This window comes from Shewanella halifaxensis HAW-EB4 (assembly GCF_000019185.1).
Taxonomy (GTDB): domain Bacteria; phylum Pseudomonadota; class Gammaproteobacteria; order Enterobacterales; family Shewanellaceae; genus Shewanella; species Shewanella halifaxensis.
Genome location: NC_010334.1, coordinates 3,539,954 through 3,564,332, shown reverse-complemented (window position 1 = coordinate 3,564,332; position 24,379 = coordinate 3,539,954). Strand labels below are relative to the sequence as shown.

At 44.6% G+C, this 24,379-nt stretch carries 21 protein-coding genes; 12 read left to right on the top strand and 9 right to left on the bottom strand.

Annotated features, from left to right (window positions below; genetic code table 11):
* Window positions 1–84: 84 nt before the first annotated feature.
* Window positions 85–1,524, top strand: a complete 1,440-nt coding sequence (locus SHAL_RS15155) for a DUF1176 domain-containing protein (protein WP_223296200.1) — start codon at window positions 85–87, stop codon at window positions 1,522–1,524.
* Window positions 1,525–1,735: 211 nt separating this feature from the next.
* Here SHAL_RS15155 and SHAL_RS15150 read toward each other — a convergent pair whose 3' ends face one another.
* On the bottom strand, window positions 1,736–2,197 hold the full coding sequence (locus SHAL_RS15150) for a methyltransferase family protein (RefSeq protein WP_012278005.1): 462 nt from the start codon (window positions 2,195–2,197) through the stop codon (window positions 1,736–1,738).
* A 692-nt stretch (window positions 2,198–2,889) separates the two neighbouring features.
* On the opposite strand from SHAL_RS15150, the gene SHAL_RS15145 reads away from it, so the two are divergent.
* The 5 genes from SHAL_RS15145 (at window position 2,890) to SHAL_RS15125 (ending at window position 9,937) form a co-directional block, all read left to right on the top strand.
* Complete coding sequence (locus SHAL_RS15145) at window positions 2,890–3,828, top strand: DmsE family decaheme c-type cytochrome (RefSeq protein WP_012278004.1); 939 nt, start codon at window positions 2,890–2,892, stop codon at window positions 3,826–3,828.
* Window positions 3,829–3,845: 17 nt separating this feature from the next.
* Complete coding sequence (locus SHAL_RS15140; RefSeq protein WP_012278003.1) at window positions 3,846–5,870, top strand: MtrB/PioB family decaheme-associated outer membrane protein; 2,025 nt, start codon at window positions 3,846–3,848, stop codon at window positions 5,868–5,870.
* Between the two features lie 39 nt (window positions 5,871–5,909).
* Window positions 5,910–8,432 (top strand): DMSO/selenate family reductase complex A subunit, encoded by a 2,523-nt coding sequence (locus tag SHAL_RS15135; RefSeq protein ID WP_012278002.1) that lies wholly within the window; start codon window positions 5,910–5,912, stop codon window positions 8,430–8,432.
* Window positions 8,433–8,446: 14 nt separating this feature from the next.
* Entirely contained in the window at window positions 8,447–9,112 is a 666-nt protein-coding gene (locus SHAL_RS15130) for a DMSO/selenate family reductase complex B subunit (RefSeq protein WP_012278001.1), read from the top strand.
* A gap of 84 nt (window positions 9,113–9,196) precedes the next feature.
* The gene (locus tag SHAL_RS15125) at window positions 9,197–9,937 is read left to right on the top strand and encodes a TorD/DmsD family molecular chaperone (protein ID WP_012278000.1); all 741 of its coding nucleotides are present in this window, start codon (window positions 9,197–9,199) and stop codon (window positions 9,935–9,937) included.
* 100 nt (window positions 9,938–10,037) lie between these two features.
* Here SHAL_RS15125 and SHAL_RS15120 read toward each other — a convergent pair whose 3' ends face one another.
* Window positions 10,038–10,529 carry a hypothetical protein gene (locus tag SHAL_RS15120; protein WP_012277999.1) on the bottom strand — a complete coding sequence of 164 codons (492 nt, stop codon included), beginning with the start codon at window positions 10,527–10,529 and terminating at the stop codon, window positions 10,038–10,040.
* A 189-nt stretch (window positions 10,530–10,718) separates the two neighbouring features.
* Here SHAL_RS15120 and SHAL_RS15115 point away from each other — a divergent pair, with 189 nt between their 5' ends.
* Entirely contained in the window at window positions 10,719–11,066 is a 348-nt protein-coding gene (locus SHAL_RS15115; RefSeq protein ID WP_012277998.1) for a RidA family protein, read from the top strand.
* Between the two features lie 79 nt (window positions 11,067–11,145).
* Here SHAL_RS15115 and SHAL_RS15110 read toward each other — a convergent pair whose 3' ends face one another.
* Entirely contained in the window at window positions 11,146–11,451 is a 306-nt protein-coding gene (locus SHAL_RS15110) for a hypothetical protein (protein ID WP_012277997.1), read from the bottom strand.
* 601 nt (window positions 11,452–12,052) lie between these two features.
* Here SHAL_RS15110 and nrfA (SHAL_RS15105) point away from each other — a divergent pair.
* Window positions 12,053–13,435, top strand: a complete 1,383-nt coding sequence (nrfA, locus tag SHAL_RS15105; protein ID WP_012277996.1) for an ammonia-forming cytochrome c nitrite reductase — start codon at window positions 12,053–12,055, stop codon at window positions 13,433–13,435.
* Window positions 13,436–13,894: 459 nt separating this feature from the next.
* Here the strand turns inward: nrfA (SHAL_RS15105) and SHAL_RS23675 are convergent, their stop codons facing one another.
* Together SHAL_RS23675 and SHAL_RS15100 are read right to left on the bottom strand one after the other, a co-directional pair.
* Window positions 13,895–14,017 carry a prepilin-type N-terminal cleavage/methylation domain-containing protein gene (locus tag SHAL_RS23675; RefSeq protein WP_150102100.1) on the bottom strand — a complete coding sequence of 41 codons (123 nt, stop codon included), beginning with the start codon at window positions 14,015–14,017 and terminating at the stop codon, window positions 13,895–13,897.
* Between the two features lie 30 nt (window positions 14,018–14,047).
* Window positions 14,048–14,488, bottom strand: a complete 441-nt coding sequence (locus tag SHAL_RS15100) for a hypothetical protein (RefSeq protein WP_012277995.1) — start codon at window positions 14,486–14,488, stop codon at window positions 14,048–14,050.
* Window positions 14,489–14,872: 384 nt separating this feature from the next.
* Here SHAL_RS15100 and nrfA (SHAL_RS15095) point away from each other — a divergent pair, with 384 nt between their 5' ends.
* A complete protein-coding gene (nrfA, locus tag SHAL_RS15095) occupies window positions 14,873–16,258 on the top strand; it encodes an ammonia-forming cytochrome c nitrite reductase (RefSeq protein ID WP_012277994.1) in 1,386 nt (461 codons plus the stop codon).
* 256 nt (window positions 16,259–16,514) lie between these two features.
* Here nrfA (SHAL_RS15095) and SHAL_RS23580 read toward each other — a convergent pair whose 3' ends face one another.
* Window positions 16,515–17,063 (bottom strand): prepilin-type N-terminal cleavage/methylation domain-containing protein, encoded by a 549-nt coding sequence (locus SHAL_RS23580; RefSeq protein ID WP_012277993.1) that lies wholly within the window; start codon window positions 17,061–17,063, stop codon window positions 16,515–16,517.
* A 142-nt stretch (window positions 17,064–17,205) separates the two neighbouring features.
* Between SHAL_RS23580 and SHAL_RS15085 the strand changes: the two genes are divergently transcribed.
* The gene (locus SHAL_RS15085; protein WP_012277992.1) at window positions 17,206–19,224 is read left to right on the top strand and encodes an alkyl/aryl-sulfatase; all 2,019 of its coding nucleotides are present in this window, start codon (window positions 17,206–17,208) and stop codon (window positions 19,222–19,224) included.
* A gap of 202 nt (window positions 19,225–19,426) precedes the next feature.
* Window positions 19,427–20,428, top strand: coding sequence for an alpha/beta hydrolase (locus tag SHAL_RS15080; protein WP_012277991.1), 1,002 nt, complete (start codon window positions 19,427–19,429; stop codon window positions 20,426–20,428).
* An 89-nt stretch (window positions 20,429–20,517) separates the two neighbouring features.
* Here SHAL_RS15080 and SHAL_RS15075 read toward each other — a convergent pair whose 3' ends face one another.
* The 3 genes from SHAL_RS15075 to SHAL_RS15065 are packed head-to-tail and all read right to left on the bottom strand — an operon-like array spanning window position 20,518 to window position 22,984.
* Window positions 20,518–21,003, bottom strand: coding sequence for a hypothetical protein (locus SHAL_RS15075; protein WP_012277990.1), 486 nt, complete (start codon window positions 21,001–21,003; stop codon window positions 20,518–20,520).
* 17 nt (window positions 21,004–21,020) lie between these two features.
* Window positions 21,021–22,310, bottom strand: a complete 1,290-nt coding sequence (locus SHAL_RS15070) for a sensor histidine kinase (RefSeq protein ID WP_012277989.1) — start codon at window positions 22,308–22,310, stop codon at window positions 21,021–21,023.
* The gene (locus SHAL_RS15065) at window positions 22,307–22,984 is read right to left on the bottom strand and encodes a response regulator transcription factor (protein WP_012277988.1); all 678 of its coding nucleotides are present in this window, start codon (window positions 22,982–22,984) and stop codon (window positions 22,307–22,309) included. The genes SHAL_RS15070 and SHAL_RS15065 overlap by 4 nt, the downstream gene beginning before the upstream one ends.
* Window positions 22,985–23,238: 254 nt before the next feature.
* Between SHAL_RS15065 and SHAL_RS15060 the strand changes: the two genes are divergently transcribed.
* Window positions 23,239–24,375 carry an efflux RND transporter periplasmic adaptor subunit gene (locus SHAL_RS15060; RefSeq protein WP_012277987.1) on the top strand — a complete coding sequence of 379 codons (1,137 nt, stop codon included), beginning with the start codon at window positions 23,239–23,241 and terminating at the stop codon, window positions 24,373–24,375.
* Window positions 24,376–24,379 lie beyond the last annotated feature (4 nt).

Here is a 24,379-nt window from a genome sequence, read left to right as displayed (position 1 = left end):
AGGGTAACGCAAAGGATTGGCTGCTCAATGCATAGCTTGGAGTTTTTAATGCAGCGTTTTTCGAAAATAGTAAGATTTTGTTCCGTGCTTGTTTTTATGTTTGTCTCTACCGCTGCGTTAGCGCTTGATGGGCTCAGCTTTTCTCATGGTGATTGGCAAGTCGTCTGTGATAATACCCATACCTGTCGTGCAGTTGGCTATCATAATTCAGAACTGCAAAGTAAGCAGGGGGAGTACGCTCCCGTTTCAGTGATATTTGAGCGTGCTGCAGGAGCTGATGAGCCGGTGACTGCTAAGGTGAAGTTTGGTCAGATTGCAATGGATGCTACTGACAGCAGTGAAGCGCAAGGTGAAACAGTCTCGCTGAGCATTAATGATACCTACCAGAGCCAATTAAGGCCTGAGCTGCCCGCTTATGAGGAGATGGATCTTAGCTTTAGTGGGGAGCGTGAGTTAACCAAAGATCAGGTTAGCCAATTACTCAATGCACTCACCATGAAAGGTCGGGTCTCTATAACTTTTAAAAGTAGTACTGGCGATGAATGGCATTTATCGACCACGGGTTCGACTGCTGTGTTATTAAAAATGGATGATTACCAAGGTCTGGTTGGTACGCCTTACGGCATTGTAAAAAAAGGCCAGCGTACAGCCAATATTGTGCAGCCTAATCAAGCCCCCGTTATTTCAATACCATTGATTTCAGGAGCTGTGCAGCAACAGCCTGTCACGACAGACGCAGATCGCGCATTAGCAAAGGATCCTGAGTTTGTATCTAGGATACAAGCAGCAGTTAACCTGTCGTGTGACATTGCCCCAGTAGAAGATGGCAAGTTAGACCTTACAGTCGCAAGGCTTAGTGAGCATCAGCTGGTGGTCACTTCACCTTGCTGGTTTGCCGCTTACAACTATGGCGATGGTGTGTGGTTGGTTGATGATAACGCAGAGATTGAACCTAAGTTAATTACCGATAGTGCGACAAATTACGCCGACGGAACCATTCATGAGTTTATGATGGGGCGGGGTGTCGGTGACTGTATTTCGGCGAGGCGTTACATTTGGAATGGCAGCGAGTTTATTTTAGCTAATTCGTACTCGACAGGCTTGTGTCGTGAGATTGCTCCAGGCGGTGCATGGTTTCTGCCCACAACAGTCAGCACTGTGATAGTGGGTGATGACCCTGCAGCGGGAATTGATTGCCGGTCAGAGCATGCCTACAGCACCGAGGGGATGACTAAATGTGCCCTTAGAGAGTTAGCGAGTGTCGAGCTTAAACTCACAGAAGTCATTGAGTCAATTAACGCGCTCGAAAGCGTCACTGCGAATGCTGAGTTAACGGCAGCGTTCAGTCAGGCGCAGGCTTCTTGGTTAACCTATCGTAATGATGTTTGCATGGCTGAGAGGCTGACCTATGCAGAAGGGACGATGGGGCTCCCTGTTTTGATCGGCTGCAAGCTTGAGTTGACCGAAAAGCGTCTTAGAGAGCTTCAGTTAACTAAAGAGTCGCTTATTTACCGTGAACATTAAGCACTCGCTATAACCATTAGCGAATAACCACCAATTTTAGGCTTTAGCTAAACCGTTTTGACAGGAGTTGCCCCTAACTGTGCGCGCACTCTGGGGCAATTTTTGTGGTATTACAGGTGGTTAGCCTATATCTCAACTTTGCATTATCAGTTATCGATTTAGAGTCGATTATCAGCCATGACAGTCGTGCTGGTATCGATTCTCAATATTGTCATATCCAAGGCCTGACACGCTTTTTATAATCGATAAATGTCTGTCCAAATATCGCCTCAAGTGCGCGCTCTTCAGGGCGGATTTGAAAGCGATACATGTAAAGCAGAAAGCCTACAATACCTGCCACGCTCCAAATCGATGTTAAGTAACACGCCCATGCGCAGAGGACTAAAGCCATACCAAGGTACATGGGGTTGCGGCTGAATCGGTAAATGCCTGATGTCACTAGAGACGATGCCGTTTCTGGCTTGAGTGGGTGAACTGTCGTTTCTGCTCGATTAAAGCTAATTACGCCTGCAATCGCACAAAATACACCTAAAGCTAAGAGTAGGGGAATAGCGAGTAACTGAACAAAAGATAGCGAGCTGTCGGCCGCTATGGTCGATGCTGTGCTAGATGTTATTTTAATACTATGAGTTACTTGCGCAACTCCCCACATGAGTGCCGCGAAAATGAGCATGATTATGGGTGGCGGAACTTTATTTTCTAATTTGCTTTTTATGTTGTGCAAGGCTCTATCCTTTGAGTCGCTTCAATGTTAATAAAATAATATGTTATAGGCCATTAATAAACAGCTCCTTAGCTTATAAGCATCATAACGTTGAGCAATAAATATTGATTAAGTAACAAATCCTTCCTACTGGCAATTGTACAGTTGTTTACTCTGTTGAGTTTTGTATTTTGCTACTCGATGTAGATAAAAGAGTTGTTGTGATCACTATTTATAATTGCTGAGTTGTTTGGTTTTTGCTCTATATCGGTACTTCTTATGGGGTATTGGTGGCTAAAGCCTGAATATGTTGAGAATTCTTAGTGATCTAGCTTCAAGAATTCATAGCCGTTAAATCAACTCGTTTACATTTATGTCTCACATTTATAACCAGTAAAGATAGTAATCATTCTCAAGCGCTTTATATCTTAGTGATTTTAATGGTTAATTGGTTTTACCCTTAATTTAAGATGTATCTTTTTTACCTGTTTATATTGTGAGGCAGTAGACGCTTTTAACGAAAACTTGCTGCAAGCCTCAAGTCACTATTAGATATGCATAATCTTGAATTCTGATGTCTGCAGGCAATAAAATACCCCCTTCGATATACAACCGGCCTGTAGTTAATGTCCACAATCAAAACCATAAAGTCAGTGAATTTTATGGCCAAATTAATGGCTAGCAGTTTATTCACTCTGTTCATCAGTGTTTTGCCTGCACAAGCGACTCCATGGGATAAGCTTGACTCAACGCAACTCGAACAAAAATTAACAGAAAAATTTAGTGAAGGTAAATATTCTCCAAAAGGGGCGGACTCTTGCCTTATGTGTCATAAGAAGAATGCCAAAGTCATGGACATTTTTGACGGCGTTCACGGTGATATGAGTAATAGCAAATCGCCTATGGCTGGAGTGCAGTGCGAAGCCTGTCACGGTCCATTAGGTAAGCATAATCGTGGCGGTAAAGAGCCAATGATTAGCTTCAGTCCTGACAGTAAGCTTTCTGCTTCAAGCCAGAATAGTGTGTGTCAGGGGTGCCATAACGATCCTAACCTAATGTCATGGCATAACAGTACTCATAATCTAGAAGAAGTGGCTTGTAGCGATTGTCATGATATTCATGCCGCAAAAGATCCAGCACTTGACCGTCTAACGGTAAATGACACCTGTACCTCATGTCACACCCGCGCTAAAGCAGACATGAACAAGCGCTCATCTCACCCAATGAAGTGGGACCAGATGACCTGTACCGATTGTCACAATCCTCATGGTTCGATGACCGAAAGTGCACTGATTAAGCCAAGCCTTAATGAGACCTGCGCCGAGTGTCACGCCGACAAACGCGGCCCATTCCTGTGGGAGCATGCGCCTGTAATGGAAGACTGCTCAAGCTGTCACACACCGCACGGCAGTGTGAATGACAATTTACTGAAGTCTCGTACTCCTCAGTTGTGTCAGCAATGTCACGCCGATGATGGCCATGCAAGCCGTATGACGAGTCAAGCGGGCCTCGATGCATTCAGTGCTGGTAAGAGTTGCCTAAATTGCCACAGCAAGATCCATGGTTCTAACCATCCTGCTGGCAGCAACTTTGCCCGTTAAGTCTAGGAGTGACTACTATGCGTTCAATTAAATCTTTTTCATTAAATCTGATCACTCTTGCGCTATTAGGCACGTGCAGTAGCGCAATGGCGGCCAACTTCGGTATCCAAAACGCGAACACGGCAAATATCAAAACCGAGAGCTATCAATGTAAGCGTTGTGTCGAGCCTCAAGGTTACACTGGCAGCGTTGGTGTCAGTGTCGGCGCTATCGATGCCGCTGACAACTATGCGATAAACCAGTTTGGTACGGGTAAAGATGGCGCGATTGCAGGTATCAATAGCGACCTTACCTATCAGCAAAATGGTTATAAAGCTAACGTTCAAGCCCACCAATTGGGTATGGATAATGGCTTTGTGAGCATGCAAGCGGGTAAGAGCGGTCATTACAAGCTGGATCTGGATTTTCAGACCATTACTACTAACCAAGGCAGCAATGCGGCCACGAATCTTTGGCAAAACGATGGCATGCTGACACCGAGTGAGCAGACTCGCGTATTGGATCTTGAGCTACAGAGACAGCGCAGCGGCATCGGTTTCGAGTATGACTTTTCAGAGGTGATGGGGCTGGGTCTAAACAGTTACGCCCGTTTTGAACGTGAAGATAAAACTGGTCACCGTAGCGCTAGCTTAACGAGCCCACGTCCAACAAACTTTGCTGAAGCTGTCGATGAAACCACAGATAATTTCAGCGCTGGCGTGGTACTTGATGGCGCTAACTGGTTGTCAGAGCTGAGCTACAACGGCTCACGTTATGACAATAATATGGGCGATTTAAGCCTGCCATATGCCTATGACGTATACAGCGCGACACCAGATAACCAAGCACATCAAGTGTCGCTGTCGGGTCAGTACCGCCTGGACTCTAGTGTATTTAGTGGTCGTGTGGTGACCGGTCGTATGATCCAAGACCAAGACCTTATCCAGATGAGCGGCAACCCAATTCAAAACTGGGACGGCCAGGTTGATACCTTAAGTTCACACCTTGCAGCCAGTACGCGAGTCAGTAATCGCTTACGACTAGGCGCCAGCTATGACTATAGCAAGCGTGATAACCGCTCATCGGCATTTGATTTTGCTCAGTATGAATTCAACTCTATGTCAGGTGCGTTTAAACAAAACACACCGATGGATATCGAGCGTCAGACTTTCAAAACTAACGCTAGCTACCGCATTGCCAGTGGTTACCGCCTACAAGCGGGTTATGACTATAAGCAAGTAGAGCGCAGCTATGGTGAGCGTGAACAGACCCGTGATAACGAGTTTTGGAGCAAGCTAAGCATTCGCGCTATCGATAAGCTGACCCTAGATTTTGGTGTGAGCTATGGCGAGCGCGGTGGCAGTGACTACCAAGCTAATGAGCTCACTAGCGACGAGACTGAGTCGTTAATGCGCAAATACAATCTTGCCGATCGTAAGCGCAGTGAAGTTAACGCAAGAGCGAGCTACATGCCGCTTGAGTGGTTGAGCTTTGATATTAGCACTTACTACGCCAATGATGACTATGATGCCACGGTAATCGGTCTAACTCAGGCAAAAGACTACGGCTATGACATCAATGTTCATGCCCAGCTTTCAGCGCCGCTATCTGTGTATGCCTTTGCGGGCCAGCAGTGGATTGACTCAGATCAAAGCGGTGACCAAGCCTCAGTTTGGCACACAGAGATTAATGATGAGTTTATCAACTTAGGCCTAGGTGCAACTTATTCAGGCTTAATGGATGGCAGATTGATTTTAGGTAGTGATTACCTATTTGCTAATTCATCTAGCAATACTGGTGTCAATGGTTACAACTCTGGCAGCGCCAATATCAACAACTATGGCAGCTATTACTCGTACAACCACAGCGTGAGCTTATACGGGCAATATCTGATCTCAGAGCAAATGGCAGTCAAGTTGGCTTACCAGTTTGAACGTTATTTTGATACCGACAGCGCGATGGTCACTCCCGATAGCATTCCTGGTTTAATCACCTTGGGTGACCTGAACCACAATTACAACGCCCATCAACTGATGTTGACCTTCAGCTACAAGCTGAAATAGGTCGAGTCAGTCACTAATAAGTTTGAGGAAAACAAGATTATGGAACGTAGAAGTTTCTTAAAAATGAGTGCTGCGCTGGGCTGCGCAGCAACAGTTACCGGCTGTAATTCTAGCTCTGACGATGCCAACGTGATCCCACCACAACCGCCTGTTAAAGACGAAGTGGTGAACTGGTCATCTTGCCTAGTTAACTGTGGTTCTAACTGTCCAATTAAAGTCTTTACTAAAGACGGTATCGTGACGCGCGTTGAAACCGATCACGAAGTAGAAGACAACTATGGTCTACACCAAGTTCGTGCTTGTGCTCGTGGCCGTTCACTACGTCAAAGAAACTACGCCGTTGACCGCCTAAAGACACCAATGAAGCGTGTTGGTGAGCGCGGTAAAGCAGAATTTGTACCCATTAGCTGGGACGAAGCAACTAGCATTATTGCTGAAAAGCTATCTGCTGTTTATGCACAAGAGAACGGTGCTAAGTCAGTATTCCGTAGCTATGGTTCAGGTGCTTACTATGGTTTTGCATCAAATGCCTGTTTCAACCGTCTATTTAACCTAAACGGTGGCTGCCTAAATGCTTATGGTAACTACTCTTGGGCGCAGCAGATGGAAGCGGCGAAGCACACCTTCGGTACCGGTAGTACCATGGGTTCTTCAACCATTACTATCGAAGACAGTGATTTCTTCCTAGGCGTGGCGTACAACCCAAGCGAAATCCGCCAGTCAGGTTCGGGCGAAGGTTACGATTACCTACAGGCTCTGCAAAAAAATAACGGCCTAGAAGTGGTGATGATCGATCCTCGCTACACAGACTCTATGCTAGGTAAAGAGTCAAGCTGGTTACCAATCCGTCCAGGCACCGATGCGGCATTTGCTGAAGCGGTAGCTTACCAGATGATCAATCACGCAAACTTTGCGGGACAATCATTACCATTTGTACTTGAGAACTCTGTTGGTTTCACTAAGCAATCAATTGAAGATCAAATTGCTATTTTCGCAGCGAGTGGCGATGCGACTAAGCAAGAATACGCTAAGGTGATGAACTCAGATGAAAACTACCAAGACTACATTCTAGGTCAAGGTATTTACTCTGATGCGAAAACACCTGAGTGGGCAGAGAAAATCTGTGGTATTTCTGCTGACAAAATTCGTTATATCGCCGGCAAGCTAATGACCGCCAAAGCGCCATACATAGTGATTGGCGCAGGTGTTAACCGTCAAGCTAACGGCGAGCAAAGCATGCGTGCGCTTTACATGCTATCAGTGTTAACGGGTAAGTTAGGTACACGCGGCGCATCAAACGGTGAGTTGCCATACATGAGCAGCATGTCTCGCGCAGGTATTCCTACAGGTAGCAACCCAGTTAAAGAAAGCATCTCTTTCTTCACTTGGTCTGAAGCGATTCTAAATGGCGAAACCATGACAGCTCGTAGCCACGGTATTCGCGGTACAGACGGTTTGGATACGCCACTTGGTGCGAATATTAAGTTCATCTTGTCTGCATCAGATAGCTCGCTATTGAATCAGCACGCCGAAATCAACAATACGGCTGAAATCTTCCGCACCGCAGAAGATCTATTCATCGTGTCTTGTGACTGCTGGATGACGCCGGGTGCTAAGTTCGCCGATATCATCCTGCCTGATACTAGCTGGTTAGAATCAAACGATTTAGTTAACGACTCTTATGCTTCAGGCTCTCTAGGTTACCTAACTGCAATGTCTTCGTCTGTTGAGACAATGTGGGATTGTAAGTCTATGTATGAAGCCGCTGCTATGATCGCTGACAAGATGGGCGTTGGCGCTGGCTTTAGAGCAGGCAAGAACGAAGATGAGTGGTTAGAAGAGCTTTATCAAAGTACTAAAGCTAACAGCAACAACATCGATGTGACACCAGCGTTCCCAGCGACTTACAAAGAAGCGCAAGAGATAGGCTTCTTCCGTAAGAACATGAACGACAACCACGTTGCACTGCAAAGTTTTGTTAAAGAAGGTAAAGCCCTTTCGACCCCAAGTGGCAAGATTGAGATTTATTCGGCTGAACTTGCATGGCGCGCGGCTAACTGGGATCAAGAAAGCAGTGCTCAAAACCCAACGGGCGTAAAAGGCGACACCATCACAGCCATTCCACAGTACACTGTAACGTGGCACGGTTATGAAGATGAAGACGCTAAAGCGGAATACCCAATTCAGCTTGCGGGTTACCACACTAAAGGCCGTACTCATTCGAGCTACCACAACGTTCCATGGTTACGTGAAGCGGTAGAAGATGCCGTTTGGGTTAACCCAATGGACGGTGCTAAGCACGGCTTAAGCTCTGGCGACAAGATTGAGATGTACAACGAGTACGGTTCAGTTGAAGTCACTGTACGGATCACGCCACGTGTTGCACCAGGTGTATTTGCACTAGGACAAGGCGCTTGGTACAAGCCTGGTAACAAGCAAGGCAGTACTGGTCACATTGTTGACGAAGGCGGCGCGATTAACTCGCTAACACGCTACCAGCCAAGCCCTGTCGCTAAAGGTAACCCACAGCACACTATTCGTGTTGCCATTAAAAAGATTTAAGAGAGTAGTTAATTATGACTGAAGCAACTCAATACGGTTTTTACGTCGACAGCACTAAGTGTACTGGCTGTAAGGCGTGTCATGTATCTTGTAAAGACCGTCAAGGCAACGAGATCCGTAATAACACTAACCCTGAACAAAATGGCGTACCTGCGCTAAATGGCGTGACTTGGCGCCGCGTGTACGAATATGGCGGTGGACAGTGGACTGAAGGCCAAAACGGCTGTTTTGAGCAAAGCGTATTTGCTTACTACATGTCAATTGGTTGTAACCACTGCTCTGAGCCTGTGTGTGTTAAAGCTTGCCCAACAGGTGCAATGCATAAGCGCCGCGAAGATGGTTTAGTACACGTTGCACAAGATTTATGTATCGGCTGTGAGAGCTGTTCACGTGCTTGCCCATACGATGCGCCGCAAATCGACCGTGAGCGTAAAGTGATGACCAAGTGTGATGGTTGTTTTGAGCGTATCGCTGAAGGCCGTAAGCCTGTGTGTGTTGAGTCTTGTCCGCTACGTGCACTAGACTTTGACACTATGGATAACCTACGCGCTAAGTATGGTAATGGCGATGGCCATATTGCACCATTACCACCAGAGTCTATTACTTCACCAAACCTTATCATTAAGGCTAACGTGAATGGTGGACAAGGCGGCGATATCCTTAACCCAACTGAAGTATAACTTCAGCTAAAGGTTAAGTATTAAGGTCTTTAAATAGTGCAACAGCAGCGGGCTTGATAGCCCGCTTAGCTTGTAAGGTAAATTATGTCTTCAAAAACAGACTCGCTCACGCAATCATCGCTTGCTCAATTAAGCCCTGCTCAGTCATCTTTAAGCAAAATTGATTTTGTTGAGTATCAAGGGTTAGCGCGAATACTGCATCACTGCCTTATTCGTTACCCAGAAGCCGATTTTATTAATGGGCTAAAAGAGTGCGATGTGGCGGGCAGTTGGCCTGAGTTTGAACATCGCCTAGAAAATAGCACTGGGCGCAAATTGCTGGGAGCTTTTCTACAGCAATGGTCGAGTGAGGTGAGCGCGGCGGATGCAGAAAAGGCATTAATTACCTTAAAGCTAGATTACGGCCAACTTTTCTTTGGACCAGGCGAACCGACAGCTGTGCCGCAAGGCTCAGTTTACCTGTGCGAAGAGCAGTTGATTAACGATAGAACTACCGTTGAGTTGATGGACTACTATCGCGCTCACGGTGTTGAGTTGCAACTCGATTACAAGCAACCCATTGACCATATTGGTTTGTTCTTTACTGTACTGGATCAAACCTTTGGTCGCCTGCAATCAGAAGTCGATAACCAAGCTTTGATCCGCTTTACTCAAGTGCTTTTGCAACAACACCTATTGCCTTGGGCAATGCGTTGCTGTCAATTAGCCAATGAGCACGCCAAGACCGATTTTTATCGTGGTATTGCTTTGCTAACCACAGACTTCTTGTTGCAACTGCAGCAAGATTTTCAGGTGTTGCCGCTTGATAAACGACTGTTTCGCTAGTCTAGCTTAGTGCATTGATACGTTCCTAAGTGACCGATAATAGCAAAAAGCCCGCAAATGAAAGTTTGCGGGCTTTTTATTTGCGCAGTCAAAGTGAAAGCTAACCGTGGCTCCCCATATTGCGACTCGACTGACGTTTGTCACTGCGCACTTTTTCTAGCTGAGTATTAACCGTCTGCAGCAGTTGGCACAATTGCAGCGCATCGGTGCTGAGAGCCTGTTCGGGTGTATCGGCTTTGGCATTAACTCGCGACTGACTCCATTGATAGCCAATCGTTAGCACAAGATGCTCCGACTGATTTAATTCACCTTGCTCAATCTCTTTGACGAACAGTAAGCGACTTGCTGCAAATAAGCAGTGCAGGGCAAGCTCTTGCGCTAGCGGCGTTTGTTCGTTGCTGTCCATCGGCGGTAGCCAAACCGGTTCGCCTTCAGCAAATACCAGTGCCGAAATGGTATTGGTGACAGTGGTGAGTGAGGTGGCACCGCCAAACAGCTGTTGCACCTTGTCTGAGCGTTGCAGGGTTAAGGCTAATCGATGTGCAAGAATCGACTTACTCCACTGCTGGCCTAAAGAGCGTCTTAGAGTCATTTAATCAAAATCTCGTATAAACGGCCTCAAAACTGAGGCGAAATCAAGCTAAGCGTTTAGTTTAGCATTATGGGTTATAGCAAGGTGTGCTTAGCGCTGCATAATCGACTTAAGGCACTAAATTTACTAGGTCTGTGGTACATTTCTGCTAAAATCGCCTGCTACTATGATGAATTTTTAAGGTTTAAAATGGATATTCAACGCGTTAACCCATGTGCAAATTGGTCCGATGCTACCGTGTTCAATAACATGGCACACTTTGTTGAAATTGCAGCTGATGTCGACGGCGATATGCAAAGTCAAACTGCGCAGATTTTTGAGCAGGCCGAAGCGACATTAGCCAGTGTAGGCAGTGATAAGTCTCGTCTATTATCGGTCACTATTTACGTTACCGATTTTGCAAACGTGGCGGTATTTAATCAGGCGTGGCAAGCGTGGCTGCCTGAAGGCTGCGCCCCGAGTCGCGCCTGCTTAAAAGTCGAGTTAGCCGATCCTGCATATTTAGTAGAAATAGCCTTTGTGGCGGCGGTTAAGTAAAGTCTTAGTGACTTATTCTAGATGTTGATTCAGTTTAAGCGTTGAGTGGAGCAGAGCATTCACTCAGCCAAGCTTAGACTCAATCTAGCTGCTTGAGCAGTTGCCGCACTCGAGCGCGAGTATCATCTATTTTGCTCACTACCGCTTGAGCGCTGGCTTCATTATCGGCTAGCTGCAGCCAATTGGATTGCCAGCTCAGTTTAAGCTCCTTTGCGGCAACACTGAGCTCAGGCTCAGTTACCATGCTTAAGTTGGCAATCAAATTGACCTTTACCCAGCCTTTACGTGGGTTTCTTAGGCTTAGGTCGTTATCGTAATGGACTGCCTCCACGATTGACTCAAGCTCAGGTAGCTGCAGTAGCAGCTTAAAACTGGCTGAACGCACATTGCTGTTGTACTCGGTGACTTCCGATCCTGACGATATAGCTAAACTTATCTACTTTCGAATTCAACAAATTCACTCGTGACTCACAGGTGCTCCAGCACGTGTCAATGCGCTCTATATCAGCTCATGACTGCAGTCGCTCTCAAGCAATAACCTCATAAACTCACCCGTTCAGGAGGTATCTGATATTTATTCGCGTGCTTATGATTATGTACCAATATTGAGTGAACCTGTGTGGGACAAAAATGGTTTCGTCATTGTACCTTTTTAGCTATTTTTGCATTGCGTGGTGTTAGTATTTTATTTCACTTAATTAGTTAGCGCTGGATTAAATGTCTGTAGGTTGCGGCATCGTGGGGTTATATGCTGCTATTTTTGTTATTGGCCAGATTTTATTTCCCATAATGACAATAAGCCTTTGCAACTAAATGGCTTAGGGTTTATAACGATGAAAGGCAACATTGCATTGAAGATAAAAACTCTTGTGCAAGGTTTGCACAAATTAACAAGTCTACTTATGAACCCCATTAAAAATGGGGGGATTACAACATGTCACGACCACATTTTACTGCATATAACCAAAAACTAAGGATAATACACTATGAAAGCATACCAAGTGCCCTTGATAGCTGGCGTCTGTTTAGGCATGGTAAGCACTGGCGTGGTGGCAAACACCAATCCAGCAGATAATGCTCAATATGAGAAGCGTTTTCCAAAACAGTATCAAAGTTGGGAAAAAACCGCAGAGAGTAAAGAGGCGACAAATTTACTCTCTGCGGATCCTAATTTAGTTATTCTCTGGGCTGGTTATGGATTTGCCAAGGATTATAAAGCTCCAAGAGGTCACCAATATGCTATTACTGATGTGAGGAGTACATTACGAACTGGCGCCCCCATGACGGCAGATGAAGGGCCTATGCCTATGGCCTGTTGGAGTTGTAAGAGCCCTGATGTGCCACGATTGATTGAGGAAGAGGGGGAAACTGGGTACTTCAAAGGTAAATGGGCCAAGGGAGGTCCAGAGATTGTTAATAATATAGGATGTGCAGACTGCCATGAACCTGGCACCTCAAAATTAAGGATCGCACGTCCATTTGCTGAGCGTGCTTTTGCTGCAATTGGAACGCCGTTTGATGAGGCTGAGAAGAGCCAGAAACAAAACATGGTATGTGGGCAGTGCCATGTGGAATATTACTTTGAAAAAACAGCAGAACATCCTAATTGGGTTAAATTCCCTTGGGATGATGGTACGACAGTCGAAGATATGGAAGCTTATTACGATAAGATTAACTTTACAGATTGGACACATCAAATATCAAAAGCGCCAATGTTAAAAGCCCAGCATCCAGGTTATGAGACTACTGCACAGGGAATTCATGGTGAGATGGGAATATCATGTACCGATTGTCATATGCCGCGGGTAACCAATGCAGAGGGTAAAGAATACACTGACCATAATATCGGTAGTCCGTTTGATAAATTTGAATATACCTGCGCAACTTGCCACGAACAGACCAAAGAGCAGTTACAAAGCTTAGTTCAAGCCAATAAAGACAAGATTAATGCACTTAAGCTAAAGGCTGAAGACACTTTGGTGAAAGCTCATTTCGAGGCTGGTGCCGCTTGGAAAGCGGGGGCAACCGAGCAGCAGATGGCTGCAGCGTTAACGGATATCCGTCATGCTCAATGGCGTTGGGACTATGCCATCGCCTCGCACGGCATAGCCGCTCACGCGCCAGAAGAGGGTCTTCGTATTTTAGAAACCTCATTAGTTAAGTCGACAGAAGCTCGTGATAAGTTAGCAAAAATATTAGCAGCTCAAGGTGTTAATACCGCTGTGGTTATTCCAGATATTTCGACCGAAGCGAAAGCACAGGCCGTCTTAGGCATGGATATGAAAAAGATGCGCACCGATAAGGCCACCTTTATCGAGAAAGTCGTGCCAAAGTGGGAAGCGGAATATAAGGTCACTAATGGTGAGTAGATTTTAATTGTTATTACGCTATAAAGTCCGGGAATTTAGCTTCCCGGATTTTTTATGTCATGATTATTCTTTATTTATATACCGCTATCAGTGCACTCAGCACCTAAAAAGTATCATCTAAAGCTAGTTGGTCATTATTTCGTTGCAATGAGTAATGAAAAGATTGCGAGTCTATGCATCTATAGAGAGCAAAGTGGCAGTTCAACTTTCTTCTCTAAATAGTTAGCAATCAGTGTTTACCATTTCAGTTGTCTTAGTCTCAAAATCGTAAAAAATATAGCAATTCATAGATTGGTCGTCAGTGATCCCTTTAGGGTATAAGTAAAATCCTCCCGCCCACCAAACTTGATCAAAGTTATTATCTAAGTCCAACATAGCATTGATCTGTTTAGACTCGGTGTCACGGCAAATAGGTTTATATCGGGAAACCCTTGTTTTGGGCCGACGCAGATTGGTACATTACAGCATCACGAGATTCATCTTCAAAGGAGATAAATTTGAGAGGTCGATGACACTGATAATGCCTAGAATGATGACAACGACTAATTCAATGAGGGTAAACCCGTTAACATGATTACGCATTATTTATGCCTCACTATTCTAATCGAGGATTTAGTCTAAGCGTTTGAGCAGTTGCCGCACTCGGGCGCGGGTATCATCTATTTTGCTCACCACCGCTTGAGCGCTAGCCTCATCATTGGCCAACAGCTCCCAATTTGATTGCCAACTCTGTTTTAGCTCCTCGGCTGCAATACTGAGTTCTGGCTCTGTTATCATGCTTAAGTCGGCAATCAAATTGACCTTTACCCAGCCTTTACGTGGGTTGCCTAGAATAAGATCTTTATCGTAATGAGCGGCATAGACGATAGATTCAAGTTCAGACAGTTGCAGTAACAACTCAAAACTAGCCGAACGTACATTGCTGTTGTACTCGGTGATCTCCATCCGCCAAACGTTATAGCTAAATCCTACTAACGCAAACAACATACTAAACACCGCAGTCAGCTGAAACACGGAAATAGTTTGTTTGCCAGAGATATCAATTTTCAACATAGCCCCCTTAAGCTGATTGGTTCTAATTCACGCTATAGACCCCAATTCTAGCTAACTTGACGCCCACTAACCCAATTCTAACTAAACCAACAGTCACTAACGCTACTGTAATTAATACTAGATAAAGACATTGAGAGTGCGGGTTAAATTTCAAGGAAAATAAGTCTTGCTTGAGCCTCTTTTGCCTGAAGAACAAATAACGCTTATTTGAGCCGTGAATAGCAGTAGTAAATCCCCCTGTTTCAGCCGCCTCAATTATTGAATTTGTTTCAAAATCTCCTTTGAAAATAAAAAGAAAATTTAATTGCGGTAGCTTTTGACAACGTGGTTATAGCGACTACATTTTATATATCTAAATACCCTCACATAATGGATGGATAACCTATGAAATCATACAAAGTTTCCTTGATAGCAGGAGTCTGCATCGGCATTTTAAGTAGTGCTGCGGTGGCAAAAACGAATCCAGCAGATAATGCCCAGTACGAGAAGCGCTTTCCTAAGCAATATCAAAGCTGGGAAAAAACAGCTGAGAGTAAAGAGGTTACCAATGCATTAGCCGCCGATCCTAACTTGGTTATTCTGTGGGCGGGTTACGGGTTTTCCAAAGATTACAACGCCCCTAGAGGGCATCAGTATGCTATTACCGATGTGAGAACCACGCTACGAACTGGTGCGCCGATGAAAGCGGATGATGGTCCAATGCCAATGGCTTGTTGGAGTTGTAAAAGCCCAGATGTACCGCGAGTGATTGAGGAACAGGGGGAAGCTGAGTACTTCAAAGGAAAGTGGGCTAAAGGAGGCCCTGAAATTGTCAATGTGATTGGTTGTGCTGATTGTCATAAGCCAGGAACATCGAAGTTAAGAGTTGCACGTCCATTTGCCGAGCGCGCCTTTGCGGCAATAGGTACACCGTTCGATAAGGCAGAAAAGAGCGAAAAACAAAATATGGTGTGCGGACAGTGTCACGTGGAGTATTACTTTGAAAAAACAGCTGAGCATCCAAATTGGGTTAAATTCCCTTGGGATGATGGCACCTCAGTCGAAGAGATGGAAGCTTACTATGACAAGCTGAAGTTCAAAGACTGGACTCACCAACTATCAAAAGCGCCGATGTTAAAAGCTCAGCATCCAGGTTATGAAACTACAGCATTGGGGATGCATGGTGAGATGGGAATATCATGCACCGATTGCCATATGCCACGGGTAACCAATGCTGAAGGAAAAGAATATACCGATCATAATGTTGGTAATCCATTTGATAAATTTGAGTTTACTTGTGCCACCTGTCACGAACAAACCAAAGAGCAGTTGCAAGGTCTAGTGCAGGCTAATAAAGATAAGGTTAATACCCTTAAGCTTAAGGCGGAGGCTGAGTTAGTGAAGGCTCACTTTGAAGCTGATGCAGCCTGGAAAGCGGGAGCGACAGAGCAGCAAATGGCTGCGGCGTTAACGGACATTCGTCATGCTCAATGGCGCTGGGATTTTGCCATTGCTTCTCATGGTATTGCAGCTCATGCGCCAGAAGAGGGACTGCGTATTTTAGAAACATCATTAGCTAAAACCGCAGAGGCCCGCGCTAAGCTCGCCAAAGTATTGGCAGCTCAAGGTGTTAAAACGGCTGTAGTCATTCCAGATATCTCTACTGAAGCGAAAGCACAGGCTCTTTTAGGCATGGATATGGAAAAAATGCGTGCAGATAAAGCCATCTTTATCGAGAAAGTGGTACCTAAGTGGGAGGCTGAATATAAGGCGACTAATGGCGGTGAGTAGACTTTAAGGATTGTTACTTAAATAAAAATCCGAGAAGTTGGCTTCTCGGATTTTTTATCTCATGATGATACTGAATTTATATATCGTTATCTGTGCGAATATCACTTCAAAGATATCTTCTGAAGCGAGTTGATACTTATTTAGTGGGTAAGAATAATGGAGTTTAATGGGTAATAGTCATGGAGCTGCGACTTCAGCATCGGTGGGTCTATGCGGCACCCACAAAGATGTGTGTTCAATGTTCTTTTTTGAATACCTAGCAATCAGTGTTTACCATTTCAGTTGTCTTAGTATCAAAATCGTAAAAAATATAGCAATTCATCGATTGCTCGTCAGTGATCTCTTTAGGGTATAAGTAAAATCCTCCCGCCCACCAAACCTGATCAAAGTTATTATCTAAGTCCAACATGGCATTGATCTGGTCAGACTCTGTGCCGCGGCGAAATAGATCGATATAGGGGAACCCCTGTATTGGATCGACACAGATTTGCACATTATTGATCTCTACAGATTTAAAAGACGCTAATCGACTATTACTTGAGTTGCAGTCTTTAGCTGAAGCAAAACCTTTGGCTCGAACAAGACTGATTGCACTTTTAACTGAAGCCAGAGTCTGTCGCATCACCGCATCACGTGATTCATCTTCAAATGAGATAAATTTGGGGATAGCAATAACACTGACAATGCCAAGAATGATAATGACAACAACTAATTCAATTAGGGTAAATCCTTCGTCTTTGGTTTTCATCTTGTTCGGTTCTCGATAGATTTTGGCAATACGAACTATGAAAGTAAATTGAGTCATTCCCCTCGCTTTGGTGAGGAAGCTATTGCATAAGTATAGGAATAGCTTCCGATTCTGCAGAAGGTTGATGGTAATTTATTTTTAGATTTATCGAACGGTGCGCTACAATTTGTTTACATTTATGGCGTTGCAGGATGCACTTATGAAACAGAGATACAGATTCATCGTATATAGCCTACTATTTTCAAGCGTTACAGTGTCTGCAGAGGAGCATGACCTTTCAATTAAAGATGTGGGAGGGAAACCAGCTACTCAGCAAACTCAGAAGGCAAACCGAGCCTATGCAGAAACCTTAAACTTCACCGATGTTCGGGCCTTTGAAAACAATGACAAGGGGCTCGTTGCTGAGTTTGACCAAAAAACCGGTGACATAATTCATAATAGCTTTAAATTTATCGATGAAAACTCAGCAGATGCTGCGCCAGCAACAGTCAATCCATCGCTTTGGAGACAAGCGGTATTGAATCAGAAGGCCGAAGGTCTTTATGAAGTTTTACCCGGGAAAATATATCAGATCCGTGGGGCAGATCTTGCGTCACTTTCCTTTATCAGAGGGAAAACAGGTTGGATAGTTTATGACGTGTTGACCACCAAAGAGGCGGCGGCGCAGTCTCTGAAGTTCTTTCAAGAGAATGTTCCACAAGGCGGCGAACTTCCGGTTGTCGCGATGCTCTACTCCCATTCCCATGCCGATCATTTTGGTGGTGCTCGCGCTATCCAAGAAGCTTTTCCTAACGTGAAGGTTTATGGCTCTAAAAATATCACTAAGGAAACGGTCGATGAGAATGTATTAGCGGGTAATGCCATGTCACGTCGTACTGCCTATCAATATGGCGCCACACTGGGTCGTAACGAGCACGGCATCGTTGATGCGGCTTTAGCCAAAGGTCTATCTACGGGGCAAATTACCTATGTTACGCCCGATTATGAACTTAATCTAAAGGCCGATGTGGAGGAGTTAACTATCGATGGCCTAGAGATGGTTTTCCTCGATGCCTCGGGAACCGAAGCACCCTCAGAAATGGTGACTTACATACCTTCAATGAAAGCCTTGTGGACCGGTGAGGTCACCTATCAAGGCATGCATAATGTTTACACTTTACGCGGTGCTAAAGTACGTGACGCCTTAAAATGGTCTAAGAAAATAAATCAAATGATCAATATGTGGGGAGATGAGGTCGAGGTACTGTTCGCATCGCACTCGGCACCTATCTGGTCAACACCGGAAATTGTTAATTATTTAAAAATGCAGCGAGATGCTTATGGCTTTACTCACAACCAAACCTTGAGACTCGCCAATAATGGTTATGTTTTACAGGATCTGGGTGACAAGATATATGAAGTGATGCCTGAGAGTATTCAAAAAGCATGGCATACCAATGGTTACCACGGTACCTACTCGCATAATGCGCGCGCGGTTTACAATATGTATTTAGGCTATTTTGATATGAATCCGGCCAACTTAAACCCGCTACCGATTAAAGCCGAGTCAGCCAAGTTTGTAGAGTATATGGGCGGCGCGAAGGCCATTTTAAACAAAGCGAAAGAAGATTTTGCCGATGGTGATTATCGCTTTGTCGCAACCGTTCTAAATAAAGTGGTACAAGTTGAGCCTGATAACCTTGAGGCAAGAGCGTTGTTGGCAGATGCCTACGAGCAAATGGGCTATCAAGCGGAGGGCGCGGGATGGCGTAACATTTATCTCACCGGTGCACAAGAGTTACGTCTGGGCAAGGTCAGTCCCGGAGCGCCAAAAACGGCTTCTGCGGATATTCTTTCTGAAATGGATCCTGGAATGTTGCTCGATTATATCGCCGTTCAAGTCGATGCGTTAAAAGCCCAGCATACGCCATTTACGATGAATATTATCGTTGATGGTGAAGTCTATTTCGTTGAAATGTCTAATGGCAACTTAAGCAATATTAAAGTTGAGCAAGCTAAAAAGGCTGTCGATGCAACTATCACCTTGAATGACGATGGCTTTACAAAAATATTATTGGGTCAAGCGCGCCTGTCAGATCTGATTGCATCGAAGGAAGCGACCCTTGAAGGCGATGATACGGTGTTGAGTAAGTTGGTTAGCACTTTAGTTAAGTTTGATGAGAAGTTTGAGATCGTGCCATTTAGCGACAAAACGGTAGATTCAAATTTATATCAGTAATTGGAAACTTATGGGTTAAACGGTACCTTAAAACAAGAGTGTCGTTTTTTTAATCCTCTAGCAAGCCTCAAATATTGCTGTAGTAAAGCCGTGCCAGTGTTTGAGGCGTTAGTGATTAAACTGATAAATTCGAATAAGTTTAAGTGCTTTTGCTCATGTAACTACTTAACGTATTGTATCAAAAAATAAAACTGGAGGGTGGGTGGATAAGGTTTTCTTAGATGTTTTAAATTTCATATTCATTTCCGCGGCGATTTATTTCAGCATTGCCTCCATCTGTATTGTGTTTGGTAAGCGTAGCAAACGAAGTTCGACCCAAAACAATTTAGCTTTCGATGAGTTGGCTTCTGATAAGTCGGCAACCGATTATACAAAGCTGCCACAACTAAAAAGCTATCAAACTAGAGATGGCAAGCGATTGCCCTATCGCCATTATGACGCTAAATCAGATAAGGTCGTTGTATTTTTGCATGGCTCAGGCTGGCATAGCCAGTATCTGTTTCCTCTGACTGATTTTTTGAGTTCCGAAGGGCTCGCTCAGGTATATACGCCGGATCTTCGTGGGCATGGACAAGCACCTGAAAGGCGGGGCGATGTCGATTATATAGACCAACTGGAAGATGACTTAGCCGATTTCATTGAACTGATTAAAACGGAACATCCTGACTGTAAGCTGATTGTAGCGGGCCATTCATCGGGAGGCGGGCTGGCGGTGCGCTTTGCGGGAAGTCGATACGGAAAGCGAGTTGATGCTTATGTTTTACTTTCTCCCTACCTTAAATATAACGCCCCAATAATGCGGCCAAATTCAGGCGGCTGGGCAGCGCCTCATACACTTAGAATCGTTGGGCTGACCATGTTAAATAACATCGGCATCCATCAGTTTGATTATGTAATCGCGATTGATTTCAATATGCCACAAGAGTTCCGCAATGGGACGGAAACCTTGTCATACACCCATCGCCTCAATACAGCCTTCGCTCCGCGCAACTATAAGCAAGATCTCTGTGCGATAACGCAGCCATTATTAGTACTCGTCGGTACCGCGGATGAAGCATTTATTGCCGAACAGTTTGAGCCAGTGTTTTCACAGTACACAAGCGCTCAGGTAACACTGCTACCCGATGTGACCCATATGGGAGTGGTTGTAAATCCGGCGGTAAGACCCATTTTGAGGCAGTGGTTTGAAAACTTACACGTATAAGCTTGTTAGAAAAGGCTAGCGCTTAACCTGCGGTTATCCTAATGATATTTCAATTTTAATGGATAGGATCTGCGTTGCTCTAACGTGATTCAAGAACTTCTTTTTGGCTCATACTTTCTTATAAATTCTAAAAGAATCGTTTCCCCTGAAATTCCGACTTTCTCAGCTTTGAAGCATTCGTATATGGCTGTCTCATGATCGGCGATTAATCGGAAAGTGTCGGTTTCTATTCTGGCTTCATCAGCCCAACAGCGGTATTTTTTTTCGTAAGGTTCAACCCAATTGACTAGGGTTTCGACTAGCTCTGCCCATGGTAGATGGCACCATTTTTGGGCATCTTTGCTTCCCTTGTTGATCATCAAAGCGTTATTGCTATCGTACTGGACTTGGTGGCTGTTTAATGTCGGCTCAATAAGATCCGCTGTTAGCGTCTCAACTTGAATTAAGGTCTCCCAAAGTGTTTTTGAGGATGCTGTTAACTGATAATTTTTGTCGAAATAGCTGAAAAAGGAGATGCCATAAATTTCGCCATCGTAAGCCTTACTTATACGCTCTATCATTGTAGTATTTTCCATTTAATCTAGTCGTTTACTCATTGAGTCATAAGGTTATTTTTGCTAGAAAAACCTATGCTTGCAATATAGCGCTGCGGTTTGCTTGACGTCGAAAATGACCAGCCTTGTTGTTCACTAATTTGATGAATTAACTTCAGTCCTAAACCAAATCCATCAGAGTTAGCACCATGGGGCGTGTTATCGCTAAGTATGACGCCATTATTCTCTATGGTCAGCTCTTCTTTGCCAAGAGCTATGTTGATAACACCTTCATCTATATGTTGCATCGCATTGCGGATGAGGTTTGCAGCGACAATTCTGACTAAGATTTGCGGTAATACAACCGCTTGTGCGGCAATCCTGACCTGCAACTCAACATTTTTTCCGTTGAGTAAATAATCATGTTCTTCTACGAGTTCATTGATCAAAGAATCTAATTGAAACTGACAAGCTTTGGGTTGGGCTAATTCTTTACGTGTCAGCCATAATAATGTTTCTGTGAGGTGATGCATGGTATTGCTCGCCCTGATTATACGCTGCAATGGCGGCATATTGCTTGGTGAGATCAGTTGCTCTAATAAAGCTGCATTACTTTTAACCACTGTAATTGGGGTTCTTAGCTCGTGACTGGCGTATTGGAGAAACTGTGACTCGCGCTGATAAACACTATCGACTTCCCGCAAGCTATTGAGGATCTGCTCGGCGAGGCGATCAAGCTCTTGGTATTCAAAAGAGGGAATAGGCTTGTTGAGATCGGTGCTGTTTAACTGCTTGGACCAAGCATTGAGTCTGTAAATAGGTTTCGCTAAGTAACGAAAACAAGCTAAAATGACGATGACTAGAAGCAGGGTAACGATGACCGATACCACCCAGATCTGTTGCAGCTGATCATCTGCAATGTCCCAGTGACTGTGGCTATCAGAGTCTTCATATTGCTGTACGAGGTAGTAAATGCCTTGTTCTTTATGCTCAGCAGTATAGATAAAGAAATCTCGGTGTTTAGCTTTATCGCTTTGGGTTATACCATCGGCATAATAATGTTGGCCAACCTGTAGTTGGTTTTCTGAAAATGTGAGTTTAATACTCTCTGGTAGCGCTTTGTATTGACGAAATAGCTGAGCATCAATAATCGCTAATCCGGGCGCAATGCTATCAAATCCTTGTTGATTAATCAGCTCCTGAGCCTTATGCATACTCACACTAAAAGAAGTATCTAAGGCGCGAAAGTAGTTCTCTCTCGCCCACAGGGTGTAGCTGAGCACGAGTAGCAATAGAATAAAACCAGCGCCCCCGAGTAATAAGGCACTTAAGCTTTGCCGAAGTTTCATCGTGTGTTACTTGGGCGCAGTGCCCAGCCTCTTCCCGTAGAGGTATACAGCATTTCTGCAAGCTGTACCTGAGTTAATGCCCGGCGCAAATAATATATATGTGCTTTAAGCACATTACTGCTTGGCGGCTCGTCGCCCCATAACTTGTTTTCTAATGATTGACGACTGACTATTTCAGGGCTTGCGCGCATCAGTACTTCTAACAGGGTGTAGCAGGCTGGAGTGAGCTCAAGTTTTTGTCCTTGATAGGACACTTGCTGTTGCTCACAATTCATGATTAAGCCCGCGATCTCAAGCCGTTTTACATGGCTACTTTTTCTGCCTGACAAGGCTGTTATACGAGCAATAAGTTCTCGATTATCGAAGGGCTTAGCAAGGTAATCATCACCGCCAGAAGCGAAGCCTTCAAGCTTATTATCTATGCTGGAAAACGCGGTTAAGAAAAGTATCGGTGTATCGATTCCGCTAGCCCTAAGTTGTTTGCATACACTATAGCCGTCAAGTTTAGGCAAGCCGACATCAATCACCAGTACATCATAACTATTGCTGCGGGCTAATGTGAGCCCGGCAATACCATTACTGACGTGATCGGGAAGCATCTGGGCGAGCTCCATTAATTGGAGTAGCGTCTCGGCGAGATCACGGTCATCTTCAATCAATAAAACACGGATCATCTCTGTTCTCCAATCAAAATTTTTAGCTATTGTCGGTCATTCGGCCTAGGAGATTACAGCTTAGTGGCCCAGGGGTAAATATAGAGTAAAGTTATTCAAGAAATAGCTCGGCTAGCATTTGTTTCTTCCTGCGTGTTTACCCTATTTTTACCTTTGCTCATTTAATCTGTCGCCAACAATTTTTAATGCCTAGGTTTTGTCTTAATTGAGATAGAACATTGGCTGTGCCTGTTAGGTATGAGTGAAGATAATATATGGCTAGTGAATTTAAAAAAATTACCCGTTTAGGGCTGTTTGCTGCGGTCTGCTTCTGGACGACTGCCTGTGAGAAAAGTAGCACTGACGAGGCGTTTAATTATCCAAACACCGCCAATATCGCCACCATAACTGCTGAGTTAACTCAAGTCACCTTGTTTGATGAATTGCAAGGTCGAGTACGGCCACTACGTAGCGCTGAAATTCGTCCACAGGTGGAAGGAATTATAACCCAGAGGCTATTTAAGCAAGGAGACACCCTCAAGCAGGGGGATGCACTGTTTCAAATTGACCAAGATATTTTCACTATCGATGTAGAGATAAAACAAGCGGCGCTTGAGCAATCTATGGCGCACTTAGCGTTAATACAAAGCCAAGTTGATCGCTTTACTCAATTAGATCGTACTAAGGCGGTAAGTAAGCAGGCTTTTGAAGAGGTCAGTTTTAACTTACAAATTGCAGCCGCCACAGTGCAGCAAAATCGAGCCCAACTTAAGCATAGTGAGTTACAACTTGAGTATGCGAAAGTGACTGCACCTATCTCTGGGATTATCGGTGAGGCATTAGTGACTGAGGGAAGTTTAGTTAGCCGTACCGAGCCACAGCCATTAGCCATCATTCAGCAGATTGATAAGGTCTATATTGATGTTCGTCAACCCGCATCGAAACTTGGGTTATTGCGACGTTTATTAGCCAATGAACAGAAAAACAGTGAGCAAGGGGTCAAGGTGATTGTGCAGTCGTCTGCAGAGAGTGCAGATGATATCGAAGGACAAATTTTGTTTTCAGGGATCAGCGTTGATGAAAATACCGGTGATCTGATTATTCGTATTATTGCCGATAATGCGCAGCAAAAACTCTTACCTGGAATGTACGTACGAACCCAGATCCCGCGTCAGAAATTGCAAGCAATCACGGTTCCTGAACACGCGGTTCGCCGCAACAGTGCGGGCTTACCGTTTGTCTACATTGTTGTTAACGACAAGTTTGAGCTAAGACCTGTACAACTAGAAGGGCTGCAACAGCGACGATATGTAATTTCGAAAGGAGTTAATCCAAACGATATAGTGGTAGTGACTGGCCAAGATAACCTGCGCGAAGGGGCTGAGTTAGTCCTGTCTGATTGGCAGCAGTAATGTA

Coding starts and splice junctions, on each gene's coding strand:
- SHAL_RS15120 (WP_012277999.1), bottom strand. CDS start 10,529: ATGACTCTAAGACGCTCTTTAGGCCAGCAGTGGAGTAAGTCGATTCTT.
- SHAL_RS15070 (WP_012277989.1), bottom strand. CDS start 22,310: ATGAAACTTCGGCAAAGCTTAAGTGCCTTATTACTCGGGGGCGCTGGT.
- SHAL_RS23580 (WP_012277993.1), bottom strand. CDS start 17,063: ATGACTCAATTTACTTTCATAGTTCGTATTGCCAAAATCTATCGAGAA.
- SHAL_RS15060 (WP_012277987.1), top strand. CDS start 23,239: ATGGCTAGTGAATTTAAAAAAATTACCCGTTTAGGGCTGTTTGCTGCG.
- nrfA (WP_012277994.1), top strand. CDS start 14,873: ATGAAATCATACAAAGTTTCCTTGATAGCAGGAGTCTGCATCGGCATT.
- SHAL_RS23675 (WP_150102100.1), bottom strand. CDS start 14,017: ATGCGTAATCATGTTAACGGGTTTACCCTCATTGAATTAGTCGTTGTC.
- SHAL_RS15150 (WP_012278005.1), bottom strand. CDS start 2,197: ATGCTCATTTTCGCGGCACTCATGTGGGGAGTTGCGCAAGTAACTCAT.
- nrfA (WP_012277996.1), top strand. CDS start 12,053: ATGAAAGCATACCAAGTGCCCTTGATAGCTGGCGTCTGTTTAGGCATG.
- SHAL_RS15145 (WP_012278004.1), top strand. CDS start 2,890: ATGGCCAAATTAATGGCTAGCAGTTTATTCACTCTGTTCATCAGTGTT.
- SHAL_RS15140 (WP_012278003.1), top strand. CDS start 3,846: ATGCGTTCAATTAAATCTTTTTCATTAAATCTGATCACTCTTGCGCTA.
- SHAL_RS15075 (WP_012277990.1), bottom strand. CDS start 21,003: ATGGAAAATACTACAATGATAGAGCGTATAAGTAAGGCTTACGATGGC.
- SHAL_RS15130 (WP_012278001.1), top strand. CDS start 8,447: ATGACTGAAGCAACTCAATACGGTTTTTACGTCGACAGCACTAAGTGT.
- SHAL_RS15065 (WP_012277988.1), bottom strand. CDS start 22,984: ATGATCCGTGTTTTATTGATTGAAGATGACCGTGATCTCGCCGAGACG.
- SHAL_RS15115 (WP_012277998.1), top strand. CDS start 10,719: ATGGATATTCAACGCGTTAACCCATGTGCAAATTGGTCCGATGCTACC.
- SHAL_RS15135 (WP_012278002.1), top strand. CDS start 5,910: ATGGAACGTAGAAGTTTCTTAAAAATGAGTGCTGCGCTGGGCTGCGCA.
- SHAL_RS15085 (WP_012277992.1), top strand. CDS start 17,206: ATGAAACAGAGATACAGATTCATCGTATATAGCCTACTATTTTCAAGC.
- SHAL_RS15125 (WP_012278000.1), top strand. CDS start 9,197: ATGTCTTCAAAAACAGACTCGCTCACGCAATCATCGCTTGCTCAATTA.
- SHAL_RS15100 (WP_012277995.1), bottom strand. CDS start 14,488: ATGTTGAAAATTGATATCTCTGGCAAACAAACTATTTCCGTGTTTCAG.